The organism is Bacillus cereus group sp. BceL291 (assembly GCF_051776705.1).
GTDB classification, from domain to species: Bacteria; Bacillota; Bacilli; order Bacillales; family Bacillaceae_G; genus Bacillus_A; species Bacillus_A cereus.
Genome location: NZ_JBPWAP010000009.1, coordinates 58,859 through 73,123, shown reverse-complemented (window position 1 = coordinate 73,123; position 14,265 = coordinate 58,859). Strand labels below are relative to the sequence as shown.

Here is a 14,265-nt window from a genome sequence, read left to right as displayed (position 1 = left end):
ATACGAAGTTTTGTAAAACAATTTTACTCATACTGTATAAATTATAAAGGGGTGGGACTATGGAAATAAAGAAAGTAGTAATCGATGGAATCAATATTGCGGTCATTAGGAACGATAAGGTATTAATATCGGATGTTCAGTCTGCATTAGATACTATGGCAACAGTTCAATATGAGGTAGATGCGAAACATATTATTATCCATAAATCTTTAATAAGTGAAGATTTCTTTGATCTAAAAACACGGCTTGCGGGCGATATCCTTCAAAAGTTTATAAACTACAAGGTAAAGATTGCTATTGTTGGAGATTTCTCTATGTATACTAGTAAAAGCTTAAAGGATTTTATTTATGAATGTAATAAAGGAAAAGATATTTTTTACTTAGCAACTGAACAACAAGCAATTGAAAAACTAAGTACATTAAAGTAATAATTATATCCTGCTAAATTCCCCCATTTCACTTAGTTCATGATTATATACGATATAGAAGAACTGATGTTTGTGGTAAACTAAGAGATGAATAAAGGGGGCGTTTTCTTGAACAATTTTAATGATACGATCCGAGATTTAAACAATATAGTTTACAAACCTAACAATTTAATGATTACGAATCTAAAAGAAGAAAAGCAAAACGCAGAATATGCAGGATGTTTATTCCACTTAAATAACAAAACCATTCGTTTTAGAAAATCAAAAGTTACTCCTAATAAAATTGGTCAATTTGTTTCTTTTTGGGAGAAAGATGAAAATATGCGAAATAGAGCTTTCTCTTATGAAGCTGCTCCTGATTTATTAGTAATCACTTGTATTGCTGATAATAAACTAGGACAATTTATTTTTCCTAAAGAGGTTCTTCTTAAAGAAAAAATATTGAGAACACAAAGTCAAACAGGGAAAATGGCAATGAGAATTTATCCTGTTTGGGATACCACTGTTAGCAATCAAGCTAAAAGGAGCCAAACGTGGCAACTTCACTATTTTGTTGATTTAAGTGATAGTAATAATTTGCCTATAGATAAACTATTAAATTTATATTCGTAGCTTTTGATTTGCCTCAAAAAGAAGTAATTACAGAAAAGACATTTGTAATGACGCTTTCTATTAATTTACCTCGTGAATCGTAATTTTTGTACCGGTACAGTTAAATGAAATGTACATTGTTACAGTGCCCCTTAAAATTTACAATCAGCATATATTATTTAAACTTATAAATTTTTAAGGGGTGCTAATTATGACAAGTTTACAAAATCAGCTTTTCACAAGATTAAATCTTAAAAAACGTAATGAAGTAACGTTTGAAGAATTACCTACTATACTCTTTTCATTTGCACACACTATACCATTTGAGAATTTAGATGTTATAGCACGAAATACGAATCAAATCTCTCTGGAAAACTTACGAGAGAAAATTTTAACTAGTTCCCGTGGTGGACTTTGCTACGAATTAAATACTCTTTTTTACTATTTCTTAAGAGACTGTGGCTATGATGTACAACTGGCATTAGGTACGGTTTATAAAAACGATATAAATGCATGGGCACTTGAGGATGGCCATATAACAATTATTTTAACTTATGATAATGTACAGTATTTAATTGATGTAGGTATAGCTTCGTTAGTACCTCTTGTTCCTGTACCTTTTACTGGTAAGTCTGTTTCTTCAAAAAATGGTTCGTACCGGGTGAGACGAAAAGATACGAGTAAGGGAAATTATGTTTTAGAAAGAATAGATACTGATGGAGAATGGAAAGTTTGTCATGCTTTTTATAAACATAATATTGATGAGATAATAGTAAACGATGTTCAAAGAAGAGTGATAGAAGATGAGAAGTCTATTTTTAATAAAGGACCAATTGCAGTAAAGTTGACGAACTCCGGTCATATTTCATTAACGAATACAAGTTTAACTGAAGCTATTCGTGGGAAAAAAACTAAGCATGAAATTACAGAAGATCAATATAAAGAGTTTTTATATACTTTATTTGCTATTAAGTTATGAATAATAAAGATAGCCGGTTCTTATTCAGAAGCGGCTATCTTTATTATTTTTGGTGTAAATGGTTTTTTTCTAATATGTTTCGGAAACTGCGGTATAGTTAGTGTTTTTAATGTTTTCTCAGCTTCTTCATATGTATGAAAAATTGGTTCTTTTCCATCATCCCCTTGTAAAACTAGCCCTTCATCTCGAATTACATATGGCATAAAACCACCCCATCTAGTAAAGAATTATGTTCTTTTGCAGCAGAATAATACGATTTAAAGTTTGATTTTCTTAATACATATAATACACTAGAACAGTACGAAAAAGTATGTACAATGAATTTTGAATGTAAAGGAAGATTATTATGTCAGTTATTGATAAATTGAAACTTAATAAGTATACAAATATGGTCGTTATTAACGAACCAAGTGATTATGACATTTTTACAGGTAAAGAAACTGCATTCTCAAAAGAACACGATGCTATCTTTATATTTGTAGAAACGCTTGATGAAATGGTGAAACAAACGAATTTTATTATTAGTAATGAAGAATTACTAATTGAAAAGGGTTACGTATTCTTCGCATATCCGAAAAAAGGTAATGCTCGTTATAGTACGTTTATTCACCGTGATGAGATGTTTCCGGCATTAAACGTTGGAGAAGATGGTTATGTGGGAGAAAGCGACATTAAATTTGCACGAATGGTAAGTATGGATGAAGTCTTTACTGTTGTAGGTTTAAAACGCGAGAAGAAAAAAACAACGAAAACATCTGCTATGAGTCAATGTGTTGCCGATTATGCAGATCGAATTAAAGATGTTGAAGCATTATTAGCTAATCATCCGAATGAACTTAAGTTTTATCAAAGTTTAACGCCTGGATATCAGAAAGATTGGGCACGTAATCTTTTTTCTGTAAAACAAGAAAAAACACGTGAAAAACGTCTAGAGAAAATGATAGAGATCCTTTCACAAGGCTATAAAACAATTGAATTATTCCGTAAGAAGAAAAAATAATGATTAAGAAAGTCACAATGCTGCAACAATTAATTGTGATGAGTACATTGAAAAAAGCATTTCTTCCATTATACTAAGGAATGTTCTTATATTTATATAATTAGCAAAAAAGAAAAGGTGTTTGAAATGAAATCGTATATTGTAGTTGGATCTGGAATTTTAGGAGCGTCTACTGCTTATCATCTTGCTAAGGCAGGTGCGAATGTTACTATCGTGGATCGCCAACAATTAGGACAAGCAACTGATGCAGGAGCAGGTATTGTATGTCCATGGCTATCGCAGCGTCGTAATAAAGCATGGTATAAAATTGTTAAAGGCGGTGCACGTTACTATTCTTCGTTAATTCAGCAATTAGAAGAAGACGGTGAAACTGACACAGGATATAATCGTGTAGGTGCAATTAGTTTACATACTGACGAGAAAAAGTTAGATCAAATGGAAGAGCGAGCTTATAAACGACGTGAAGATGCCCCAGAGATTGGTGAAATCACTCGCTTATCAGCTGAAGAAACAAAAAAATTATTCCCAGCATTATCAGACGAATATAGTTCTGTTCATATTAGTGGTGCTGCACGAGTAAATGGAAGATTATTACGTAATGCATTAATAAGTGCTGCGAAAAAACATGGTGCAACTTTCATAAAAGGCGATGCCATATTAGTCCGTGAAGGAAATCATGTTACGGGAGTTACAGTAAACGATGAAACAATCTTAGCGGAAAAGGTTATTGTAACTGCAGGCGCATGGGCGAATGAAATCTTGAATCCATTAGGAATTAATTTCTTAGTTACATTCCAAAAAGGACAAATTGTTCATCTGCAAATCGAGAATACAGCAACAGAAAATATGCCAGTTGTTATGCCACCGAACGATCAATATATTTTAACGTTTGACAATGGGCATGTCGTAATTGGTGCAACACATGAGAATGATACTGGTTTCGATCATCGTGTAACAGCAGGTGGTTTACATGAAGTATTCCATAAGGCATTAGCAGTTGCACCTGGCTTAGAAAATGCTACAATGCTTGAAACGAGAGTTGGATTCAGACCATTCACACCAGGATTCTTACCTGTTATCGGACCACTACCTAACTTTGAAGGAATTCTCGTTGCGAATGGATTAGGAGCTTCGGGTTTAACAGCTGGTCCATACTTAGGAGCGGAACTTGCTAAATTAGCGCTGGGACAACCAATTGAGTTAGATTTAAATGATTATGATGTTGCTGGCGCAATTGAATAATATAGGGTACTGCTAACATTTAGGAAGAACCATGCTAAACAAATTCGACAAGGAATAAGCAGTTTTCCCTCTGTTAAGAGTAAGCCTGTTTATGAAAAATAAAATTCTTTAAAAATAGAAGGCCGACATTATAAACCTGCATTAATAATGTAGAATTGTGATGTCGGCTCTTTATTTATATTTATTTAAAACTTATTTTTGAGAGGAGCTTAAGCAATGAGAGCGCCATATCAAGTATTGATATTTCCTTATATAAAAACTACTGATTCCATTCAATATGCTATTTTCAACCAAAGTGATTATAGTTATTGGCAAGGAATAGCTGGTGGCGGAGAAGTCGGTGAGATTCCTATTGAATCAGCAAAACGGGAAGCGTTTGAAGAGGCTGGTATTACAAGAGAATGTCCATATATACAATTAGATTCTGTGTCTTCACTACCAGTAGAGGATGTAGTTAGAGGATTCCTTTGGGGAGAAGAGGTTTATGTAATAATTTGGAGTTAAAGTCCCTACAAAAAACATATCATTATCTAAAGAACACTTTAATTATAAATGGTTATGCTTTGAGGAAGCAGTAACGCTTTTGAAATGGGATAGCAACAAAACAGCATTGTGGGAATTAAACAAAAGACTATTAAAACAATAAAAGTTTTTGCTAACAAAAATAGTTGTGGAAGAAGAATTGAACCATTAACAAACCCTTGCTACACTTCTAAACAATATTTTATAGATTTGGCATGGGTAATGAACGAAGAGAACTTGCACTAAGAAAAGCCCTATACAGTTGCCTCTGAAAAAATGAAAATAGTTAGAAATATTTTTATATCGTACGGTTTTTGGCTATGAATAACGAAATAAATATTAAGTATTCAACAGTTCAAATAAAACGAGCCAGCTTTTTATTTTAGGAAGAAAGATGACTCGTTTTATGCTAAAATTCGCTTAGTGTATATTTTCGTTAAAATGTGGGTGGGCCCCCTTTTAGCAAAACCGGAGTGGGAATGATGGGTATAAATAGTTTTGTGGGATTGATAAATGACGAATTATTAAAAGAGGTAAGTATAAGAAGTGAGGATGAATTCGAGCCTGTAGTAGTTAAAGATATTCCTAGACTTTGGAAGTGTTTAGGAACAGGTAATTATGCCGCAGTATTCATGCACAAAGAATACAAAGATTGGGTAGTGAAAGTTTACGTGCGAGAAGGAGAAGGAATTGAAAAAGAGTCAGAAGTATACCGAAGAATTGGAGGTCATCCTTCTTATTCAAAGCTTATATATAAAGGGGAAAATTTCATAGTATTGAAACGTTTAAAAGAAATTACCTTATACGATGCTATTCATAAGGGTATTAAAATTCCTAAGCAAGTAATACTTGATATTAATGAGGCTTTAGAGTATGCGAGGGAACAAGGGTTAACTCCTTGTGATGTTCACGGGAAAAATGTGATGATGGAAAAAGGAAGGGGATATGTAGTCGATGTATCTGATTTCTTAAAAACAAAAGAAGATAGTAAGTGGAGAGATCTAGAAAAGGCATATTTCACCTTTTATTTTCCTTTCATATATAAATTGCCTTTCCCGGTTAAAATACCGTATTTTATGTTAAACATTGTTAGGCGTTCGTATAGAAAATATAAGAAGCTTAAAAAGAACTTCAAATTATAAAAGGACCATATATGTTCCTGAAAACGAGTTAAATTCACATAAATAACTTTAGAAAAATTTCAAATTTTGTTTAGGGGCTATTTCAAGACCTTAGCTTGCTGGGCATATGGTGTTACCTCAAAAAATAAAAAGATTAGGAGTAAATCCTAATCTTTTTATTTATACATATTTTTGTTAGTTATATCACTATCAATTCCAAAACGGGACATTTTGAATAAATGAAACCGTCAAAATAAGTGTTGATGCGGAACCAGCAGTTACTAAAGTTACTATTTTTCGTCCATTCTGTTCTTTTGAAGGTTTTATAAGTTCTGTAATTAACACAATCCATATTATGATAGATACTATTGAAATAATATTTATAGACATATGTAACACATCCCTTCGTGTTTTTACATAAATATTTCTTCTTTTATAAAATAAAAGCAATTTAACAAGAAAATATGTAACGCATTAAAAATCAATATTTTCCTGTTAAACCACCTTTTTTAAATAGAAATACGACTGATAAAACGATAACAACAGCCTTCAAACTGCCCCAATATGGATAAATAGCATGATCTGTTAGACTAGCATGCTGAAAAATATTCTCTAAACCGAAAATTCCTATCATGACTGCTAAAAGAAATGAAGCTGATCCATACGTCCCTTTACGATAGAGGGTAAATAAATAGACTGTGAAAATTAGTGGTAAGATGATTTGTAGTACGATTATCATAGTTCGTCCCCCAGATTATTTATAATCATATTATATACAAAATTGTAATAAAAAGGAATGCGACTTATTTGATACTAACAGAACTACTCTAATCATATTCTTCTATAAAAAAGAAGAAAAAGGGGTGTACAGTTAATTGACAAAAGTTAAAGTTAGTTTACGACCCATTGTTCATAACGTAAATTTACCAACTGTATTGAAAACAACGATACTTCCAGGTGAATCGACCGAAAGACTATTTATCGCAACTCAATTAGGGGAGATTTTTTACATAGGGGACGGAGTTATAAAGACATTTTTAGATATTCGTCACCTAATTATTAAATTAGGTACATTTGAAGAAGGTGTTTCTAGTAGCGGTTATGATGAACGCGGATTGCTTGGACTTGCGTTCCATCCACAATTTTATCAAAATGGGTTATTTTATCTTCATTATTCAGTAGCTGGAACTCAAGGGCCAGGTGCATTTTCTGAGCAATTTAAACCGAATCCTTGTGACCCTAAAACGTTAAATTTAAAGTGGTTTAATAGAAATACGCAATATGATCACATTGATACAGTGGAAGAATGGACTTTACAATCTAATGGTCAAGCTCAAAAACGACGAACATTACTGAATGTAAGAAGACCATTTTTTAATCATAACGGAGTCAATAGTTTAAACTTTTCACCTGAGACTGGAAAACTTGTTTTTACAAATGGAGATGGCGGATCAGGTTATGATCCATTTAATTTAAGCCAAGATGATTTAGAAATAGCAGGAAAAATAATTGAAATCGATGTAAGTAAAAATACATTTATAAATAACCCTCCTGTAGTTACACGCTTTAATGAACTTCCTTTATCTATACAAGAAACACTTACAGTAATTGCAAAAGGAGTACGTAATATAACCGGCATTTCATTTCAAAGGTTTTATAATCAATATATCAAATACGCCGGAAATGTCGGACAAGATATTGTAGAGTCTATTTTTTCATTTGTTCAATATAAACCTATACCGGTTACAAAACTTGTTCAAATGCATTTTATGAGGTTAACTCCCAAACAAGATGGGTTTATCAATTTTGGGTGGCGAGGATGGGAAGGGGATTTACCTACTTCTTTTATACGACATTGTTCTGAGAATCAGACTTTGGATGAGAGAACAATGGTTTATTATGATGAAACAATACAAACTTCAGTGAAGCGTATTCTGCCTCTACTTAGTTATTTTCATAAAGATTCTAGAACAGATAAGTTTGGAGGAACTTCACTTACAGGAGTTCAGCCATATATGGGAAATGCAATTCCAAATTTAACAGGTAGCGTTGTTTTTACTGACCTTGCCAAGAAAGGAGAATCTCAGTCTCCAATTAAGGGTGTTTTAGCCTATACTAGAGCAGGTACAGACGGTAAACATGCTGACTTTTATGCTATTGAAACCAATTATGATTTTGGTACGCAACCAGCTTATTATATGAGTTTAGGAACAAATTCGGATCAAACTAAATTATATTTAGGAGTTTACAGTTCTATGAAAGTAACTGATTTTAACAAAGGTACCATTTTTGAAATTATTCCTTGATACGATATAAATTCTCAGTTTAAAAACATAAAGAGTTTATTCTGCTTCAAAAACGCACAACTTGACTTGTCCCCCTAAAAATCTTCAATCTATAAGTATCTATTATATAGTGATTTATAACTAGTAGAAAGCAACTCATAAACCATAAGTGTATGAATAATATAGAAAGTAATGAATGTGGTATCTTTAGGGGGTATTTTAATGAATTGGTTTGTACGTTATTGGTATCAACTGATGATAGAACATGATACGAGCTTTGTTCATAAAAGAAAATTGTCCCTTGCGAATAAGTTAGTACTTACAGCTTTGATGAGTGCATTGGCCACCATGTTTCAAGCAGCTGGAAACTTAGTTCCTGGTATAGGTTTGCTCATTAGTCCATTTTCGACATTACCGATTTTTTTTGCTATTTTCTATTCTATTCGTGAGGGAATACTTTCTTATATTCTTACTATTTTTCTATTATTTATTATTGAGCCCAGTGAACTAATTGTCTTTCCTTTTACTACAGGCTTATTAGGTCTAGCCTTAGGAGTATCCTTTTTAAAATTAAAGAGGAGAATTTGGATTGTTTCTTTTTCAGCAACTTGTCTACTTATAGGTATTATGATCGTTCTCGATGTTTTCCACTTTCCGGTACTTGGTCCTGCTGTTCATACAACTATGGATATAAAAATTATTTTATCAATATTTATAATGAGCTTTCTATACTGTTGGATTTATGCAGGTTTTTGCAGAATAATGATGAATAGATTATATAAAGTGTTGTATTGACAATGGCATAATGAGGATTGGAGATTGAATTCATGACTAACGTTGCAGTTAGAAGACCGAATTTGAATGATGTAGATGAACTATATTTATTTTTCCGTATAGTTATTACGAATACATACAAAGATGAAGGATTGTCACAATTATTAGATGACATAGAAAATGAAATTAACTCAAAAAAGCAGTATTTGAAAAGTGACTTTGATAGTAACGGAGAAAGTCGTTACTTTTTATTAGCAATTGATACAAGTAACGATAAAATCATTGGAACAATCGAAATCGGTCCAGCAAGTACATTGATTAATAGTTGTACAGGTGGTGTACTTAAAAATTTGTATGAAATAGGAACTGTATTCATACTTCCGGAGTATCAGAGAAAGGGAATAGGGAGTTTATTACTACATACAATGTTTCTTACATTACTTAGCAGAGGGATAACAGAATATTGTTTAGATAGTGGATATAAAAATGCGCAAAGTATATGGATGAAAAAGTTTGGAAAACCTAGCTATGTATTGAAAGATTACTGGGGAGAATCCAGTGATCATATGATTTGGAAGAAAAGTTTACATGATACACCTATAATATTTGAATTATAAAATGAAATATGCCTCTGAACATAGCTTTTCTTACTTATGTATGCTATTATTTATCTTTATAATAAAAGAGGACGTGAATGAACTTGATTAAAATTAATATTCCTGAAGCTGATGTTTCAATTACTGAACGTAAACAAGTTATTAAAGGAGACGAGCCAATCATTACTCCATTTAATGGATTTATCGATTTCCACTTGTTCCCTAGAGATAAAGGCGGCATTTTTATGTTTTACAATATTAATGACGAACTTCTTTTCGTAGGTAAAGCTCGTAAAATTAGACAACGTATTAAGAAGCATTTTGAAGATAATGTTTCACCAATTAAAAACCACCGTGATGAGGTATACCGCATTGATGCATGTATCGTAGAAGATCCAACAGAAAGAGAAATTTACGAAACATATATCATTAATGAATACAAAGCGAAATATAACGTTGATAAAGTATTCTACAAATAATCAACATTAATAAAAAACAATCCTAGCTAATATGCAAGGATTGTTTTTTATTTAGATTTATTCTTCATATCTTTCTCCTTTTTTCAAATGATTAGCAGCAACAAAACAGATTACACCTATAAATATAAGTACAATACCAACCGTTTTATGTTTTCCCTCAAAGAAAGGAATATCTGAAATAACATTTGTCATACATAGTCCTAAAAATACAAGGATAGGGCCCACCCAAAGTAATACATTACCGAATTTTGTGTGCTTCCACATAATAACCCTCCTTAACCCTCTTTACATATATATCCATAAATAAAAAGTAAATTCATAGAGAAATATAGTTTTTTTCATATCGAAAATTTAACCCTCATATATTGGTACAAGCAAAAGAGAAAGGAGACCATCATGAATTGGTTAGAAGCTTTCATACTAGGTATAATTCAAGGTTTAACAGAATTTTTACCAATCAGTAGTACCGGACATCTTTATTTAGGAAGGCATTTGTTCCGATTAGATGAGGCTGGCTTATTTTTAGATACGATGCTGCATATTGGGACTTTACTTGCGGTTTTTATTTATTACAAAAAAGAATTTATATATTTAATTAAAAACCCATTTTCAAAGCTCATGTTATTACTTATCGTTGGGACAATACCCGCAGTTGTAATTGGTTTATTGTTTAAAGACTTCTTTGAAGATATTTCAAAAACAGGAATCACGATCGGTTGGGAGTTTTTAGTGACCGGATTCTTTCTCTACATGGCAGATAAACAAAAGAATGGTCGTAAAAAAATGGATGACATAACATATAAAGACGCATTAATTATCGGTTCATTTCAAGCTGCTGCTATTTTTCCAGCCATTTCCCGTTCTGGAATGACAATTGTCGCTGCATTATGGAGAAAATTAGACCGTGAAACTGCTGCGTACTTTTCTTTTTTACTATCGACACCAGCCATCGTTGGAGCTATCATTTTGCAATTTGTAGACGTTTTTCAAGGGAAAGCAGAATCTATTTCTAGTACATCTTTAATTGTCGGAACGTTATCAGCAGCGTTTTTTGGATACATAGCCGTTTCATGGATGATTCAATATTTAAAACGTCACTCCTTAAAAGTATTCGCGTATTACGTATGGGGATTAGGTATTTTAATTTTAATGTTGCAATTTACTGATGTATTTTAAGTATAATGATAAAGAAGTTAATTAGTTTAAGATCCTGTTTCATTCATACAAGGCAGGATCTCTTTTTATTAAGGGGGAAAATATGTTTAATAAGGCTATCGTTATTGGTGGAAGTATGGCAGGAAAGTTTGCAGCAAAAGCATTATCAACTTCTTTTAAAGAAGTAATCATTATAGAAGCTGGTGAAAGATGGGATGGAAAGTCTTTGAGAAAAAGAGTTCCACAAAGTAATCATCCTCACGTGTTATTAAAAGGTGGAGAAAACGCAATTGAAGAATTGTTTCCTAATATTACGAACGAATTAATAGAAGCGGGTAGTATTATAAACAACTTTACGCGTGATTTGAAATGGCATCAATTCGGTCTATGGAAACAACCGTTCATAGGGGAAGTACATATGATTCAACAAAGTCGTCCTTTGCTAGAATGGCATATTCAAAAACGAATACATCAAATTTCAAATATTACTATTAAATATGAAACATTGGTTAAAGGGTTATTGGTAGATGCAAAGCTTAACAAAGTGTGTGGAGTAAAAGTTAAATATTTAGAGACAAACACACAAGAAGAAGTTCATGCGGATCTTGTAGTTGATGCGAGTGGATTTGGCTCAAAAAGTATAGAGTGGCTACGAGAATACGAAATTAAAGTACAAGAAGAGAAAGTTCGTATTGATTTATTTTACGCAACGAAAATGTTCAAACTTAAAGAAAATGAGGAGTTAGACTGTTGTAATATGCTAATGTCTCCTAGTTTCCCTGATAACCCTTATGGCGTTCTTATTCAAACGATAGAAGATAATCGTTATTTTGTTACTTTTAGTGGATACGCAAATGAGAAAGCACCACAAACAGATGATGAGTTTTATGATTTTGCTGAAAATCTATCAATTTCTAATGTTACAGACTTCTTAAATAAGGCTGAGGGAATTACTGATATAAAGACATACAAAATTCCTTATCAAGTACGCCGGCGATTTGATTTAGTGAATAATGTACCAGAAGGATTATTAGTTATTGGAGATGCGCAATGTCGTTTTGATCCCGTTTTCGGCCAAGGCGTATCAGTTGCTGCTATGGAGGCTCACCAATTGCAATTACTTTTGCACGATAGAAAACAACTTGATAAAACATTTACACAACAATTTTATAAAAAGGCAGCTACTATAATAGAAACCCCTTGGGATATGACAACAACAGAAATATCACGTCACCCGCAACTAAAGAGAGAATTAACTACAAAACAAAAATTTCAACTATGGTATACGAAGCAAATATATCGACTATCCGCAAGTAATTCTGATGTTTATATTCGGTTAGTACGAGTGATGAATTTAATTCGTAGTCCATTTCATCTCTTTCATCCGAAAGTGCTACTATCTGTATTACTTAATCGAAAGAAATAGCAGGAATATAATTGATTAAAAAAGAATGTATAACAGTTAGTAAATCAAGAAGGAGAATACGGGATGGAAATATACATAGAGCAACTAAAGAAACAAGATGCTAAGGATTTATTTACGTTTGAACTTACAAATAAATCTTTTTTTGAAACAATGGTACCAAATCGTGGCTCGAAATATTTTGAATTTGAATATTTCCAAAAACTACTAGACGATTTATTAATAGAACAGGCAGATGGAGATTCTTATTTTTATTTAATTCGTAATGAAGAAAAAGAAATTGTAGGGCGAATCAATTTAGTAGATATAGATACGGAAACTCGAATTAGTTCGCTCGGGTATCGTGTCGGAGAAAAATTCACTAAAAAAGGAGTTGCAACAGCAGCCGTAAAATTAATTTTAGATGTAGCGAAAAATAATGAAATTACTGAAGTTCATGCTAAAACAACGACTAATAATCTCGCATCACAAATTGTACTAGAAAAAAGCGGATTTTCTTCTTATCAAAACGAATCAGATATAACATCTGTAGAATTAAATGGAGAACATGTGAAGTTTGTACACTATATTTGGAGAAATACTTCGCACTTATAATAAGGAGGACTTATTCATGAATGATTTACGTTATCCAATTGGCCAATTTACATACAAACGTCCTATAACTGAAGAAATGATTGATACATGGATTCAAGAAATTGAAGATTTACCTAATGAACTAACAAAGGCAATTAAAGATTTAGATCAGAAGCAGTTAGATACACCATATCGCGTTGGAGGTTGGACTGTACGTCAAGTAGTTCATCACGTCGTTGATAGCCATATGAATAGCTACATACGCTTTAAATTAGCACTGACAGAAAAGAATCCAACTATTAAGCCGTATAAAGAAGAGAAGTGGGCAGAGTTACCTGATTCAAAATTACCGGTAGATGTTTCACTAGTAATGCTAGATTCATTACATAAAAGATGGGTTAATCTTTTATATTCTCTAGAAATTGAAGATTTAGAAAAGACATTTAACCATCCTGAAACTGGTGAAACAAAACTTGCTGTTGCAATAGGACTATATGCATGGCATGGTCGTCACCATACCGCTCATATTACTTCTTTAAGAAAGCGTCTAAATTGGTAACATGGAGATTATATTAGAAAAGGTGACAGAAACTGATGCAGAAGTTATATTTCAAATGCAAATAGACTCATTTAGCTCTTTATTACATAAATATAAAGACTATGAAACAAATCCAGCAAATGAAACTATTGAAAAAACTATTTTTAGAATAAATAATCCCAGCAGTAATTTTTATAAGGTGATAATAGATTCGAAACTTGTTGGAGCGATATGTATATCCGCAAAAGAACTACCTTATAAATTTTGGATTAGTCCAATGTTTATTCATCAAATCTATCAAGGGAAAGGAATTGCTCAGAAGGTACTTATTTTAATTGAAGAAATGTTTCCAGAAGCACGAAGTTTTGAACTTGCTACGATTTTAGAAGAAGAAAGAAATTGTTTTCTATACGAGAAAATGGGGTATAAAAGAACAGAAGTAATAAAGAAATTAAATGATAAAACTACACTTGTTTATTACAAAAAAGAAAGGTAAAGCATTTAAAATACGCTTTACCTTTTTATGTTATTTTAGATTAAATATACAAAAATAATGTAT

At 32.2% G+C, this 14,265-nt stretch carries 19 protein-coding genes and 1 pseudogene; 16 read left to right on the top strand and 4 right to left on the bottom strand.

Features of this window, described 5'->3' with window-relative positions:
* Positions 1-59: 59 nt before the first annotated feature.
* From ACS2CR_RS09240 to ACS2CR_RS09230, 3 genes are all read left to right on the top strand, one after another.
* Positions 60-428: a DUF4180 domain-containing protein gene (locus ACS2CR_RS09240; RefSeq protein ID WP_000403462.1), complete on the top strand. Its 369-nt coding sequence runs from the start codon at positions 60-62 to the stop codon at positions 426-428.
* Between the two features lie 108 nt (positions 429-536).
* A complete protein-coding gene (locus ACS2CR_RS09235) occupies positions 537-1,040 on the top strand; it encodes a MepB family protein (RefSeq protein WP_001058768.1) in 504 nt (167 codons plus the stop codon).
* A 190-nt stretch (positions 1,041-1,230) separates the two neighbouring features.
* Positions 1,231-1,998: an arylamine N-acetyltransferase family protein gene (locus tag ACS2CR_RS09230; RefSeq protein ID WP_016110105.1), complete on the top strand. Its 768-nt coding sequence runs from the start codon at positions 1,231-1,233 to the stop codon at positions 1,996-1,998.
* Positions 1,999-2,018: 20 nt separating this feature from the next.
* On the opposite strand, the gene ACS2CR_RS09225 is transcribed toward ACS2CR_RS09230, so the two are convergent.
* Complete coding sequence (locus ACS2CR_RS09225) at positions 2,019-2,201, bottom strand: hypothetical protein (protein WP_016110104.1); 183 nt, start codon at positions 2,199-2,201, stop codon at positions 2,019-2,021.
* 143 nt (positions 2,202-2,344) lie between these two features.
* On the opposite strand from ACS2CR_RS09225, the gene ACS2CR_RS09220 reads away from it, so the two are divergent.
* From ACS2CR_RS09220 to ACS2CR_RS09205, 4 genes and pseudogenes are all read left to right on the top strand, one after another.
* Positions 2,345-2,998: a YdeI/OmpD-associated family protein gene (locus tag ACS2CR_RS09220; RefSeq protein ID WP_000110844.1), complete on the top strand. Its 654-nt coding sequence runs from the start codon at positions 2,345-2,347 to the stop codon at positions 2,996-2,998.
* 126 nt (positions 2,999-3,124) lie between these two features.
* Positions 3,125-4,240: an NAD(P)/FAD-dependent oxidoreductase gene (locus ACS2CR_RS09215; protein WP_000844386.1), complete on the top strand. Its 1,116-nt coding sequence runs from the start codon at positions 3,125-3,127 to the stop codon at positions 4,238-4,240.
* 216 nt (positions 4,241-4,456) lie between these two features.
* Positions 4,457-4,886, top strand: a pseudogene (locus tag ACS2CR_RS09210) (NUDIX hydrolase).
* Between the two features lie 358 nt (positions 4,887-5,244).
* Positions 5,245-5,904, top strand: coding sequence for a serine/threonine protein kinase (locus tag ACS2CR_RS09205; RefSeq protein WP_153602615.1), 660 nt, complete (start codon positions 5,245-5,247; stop codon positions 5,902-5,904).
* Between the two features lie 189 nt (positions 5,905-6,093).
* Here ACS2CR_RS09205 and ACS2CR_RS09200 read toward each other — a convergent pair whose 3' ends face one another.
* Positions 6,094-6,273, bottom strand: a complete 180-nt coding sequence (locus ACS2CR_RS09200; RefSeq protein ID WP_000026326.1) for a hypothetical protein — start codon at positions 6,271-6,273, stop codon at positions 6,094-6,096.
* 91 nt (positions 6,274-6,364) lie between these two features.
* Positions 6,365-6,622, bottom strand: a complete 258-nt coding sequence (locus tag ACS2CR_RS09195) for a hypothetical protein (protein WP_000587709.1) — start codon at positions 6,620-6,622, stop codon at positions 6,365-6,367.
* 136 nt (positions 6,623-6,758) lie between these two features.
* Here ACS2CR_RS09195 and ACS2CR_RS09190 point away from each other — a divergent pair, with 136 nt between their 5' ends.
* The 4 genes from ACS2CR_RS09190 to ACS2CR_RS09175 all read left to right on the top strand — a co-directional run bounded on the left by ACS2CR_RS09190 (position 6,759) and on the right by ACS2CR_RS09175 (position 10,017).
* Positions 6,759-8,189 carry a PQQ-dependent sugar dehydrogenase gene (locus ACS2CR_RS09190; protein ID WP_053513122.1) on the top strand — a complete coding sequence of 477 codons (1,431 nt, stop codon included), beginning with the start codon at positions 6,759-6,761 and terminating at the stop codon, positions 8,187-8,189.
* A 201-nt stretch (positions 8,190-8,390) separates the two neighbouring features.
* Entirely contained in the window at positions 8,391-8,963 is a 573-nt protein-coding gene (locus ACS2CR_RS09185; protein WP_001103993.1) for a hypothetical protein, read from the top strand.
* A 32-nt stretch (positions 8,964-8,995) separates the two neighbouring features.
* The gene (locus ACS2CR_RS09180; protein ID WP_000185958.1) at positions 8,996-9,559 is read left to right on the top strand and encodes a GNAT family N-acetyltransferase; all 564 of its coding nucleotides are present in this window, start codon (positions 8,996-8,998) and stop codon (positions 9,557-9,559) included.
* Positions 9,560-9,636: 77 nt separating this feature from the next.
* The gene (locus ACS2CR_RS09175) at positions 9,637-10,017 is read left to right on the top strand and encodes a nucleotide excision repair endonuclease (RefSeq protein ID WP_153602616.1); all 381 of its coding nucleotides are present in this window, start codon (positions 9,637-9,639) and stop codon (positions 10,015-10,017) included.
* Between the two features lie 57 nt (positions 10,018-10,074).
* Here ACS2CR_RS09175 and ACS2CR_RS09170 read toward each other — a convergent pair whose 3' ends face one another.
* Positions 10,075-10,281: a hypothetical protein gene (locus ACS2CR_RS09170; RefSeq protein ID WP_000265477.1), complete on the bottom strand. Its 207-nt coding sequence runs from the start codon at positions 10,279-10,281 to the stop codon at positions 10,075-10,077.
* Positions 10,282-10,413: 132 nt separating this feature from the next.
* Between ACS2CR_RS09170 and ACS2CR_RS09165 the strand changes: the two genes are divergently transcribed.
* From ACS2CR_RS09165 to ACS2CR_RS09145, 5 genes are all read left to right on the top strand, one after another.
* The gene (locus tag ACS2CR_RS09165) at positions 10,414-11,193 is read left to right on the top strand and encodes an undecaprenyl-diphosphate phosphatase (protein WP_001104298.1); all 780 of its coding nucleotides are present in this window, start codon (positions 10,414-10,416) and stop codon (positions 11,191-11,193) included.
* 82 nt (positions 11,194-11,275) lie between these two features.
* Positions 11,276-12,598 (top strand): FAD-dependent oxidoreductase, encoded by a 1,323-nt coding sequence (locus ACS2CR_RS09160; RefSeq protein ID WP_053513119.1) that lies wholly within the window; start codon positions 11,276-11,278, stop codon positions 12,596-12,598.
* 63 nt (positions 12,599-12,661) lie between these two features.
* Positions 12,662-13,189, top strand: coding sequence for a GNAT family N-acetyltransferase (locus ACS2CR_RS09155; RefSeq protein WP_000409242.1), 528 nt, complete (start codon positions 12,662-12,664; stop codon positions 13,187-13,189).
* 16 nt (positions 13,190-13,205) lie between these two features.
* Complete coding sequence (locus tag ACS2CR_RS09150) at positions 13,206-13,727, top strand: YfiT family bacillithiol transferase (RefSeq protein WP_000999070.1); 522 nt, start codon at positions 13,206-13,208, stop codon at positions 13,725-13,727.
* Position 13,728: 1 nt separating this feature from the next.
* Positions 13,729-14,202 (top strand): GNAT family N-acetyltransferase, encoded by a 474-nt coding sequence (locus ACS2CR_RS09145; RefSeq protein WP_053513117.1) that lies wholly within the window; start codon positions 13,729-13,731, stop codon positions 14,200-14,202.
* The last annotated feature ends 63 nt before the right edge of the window (positions 14,203-14,265 follow it).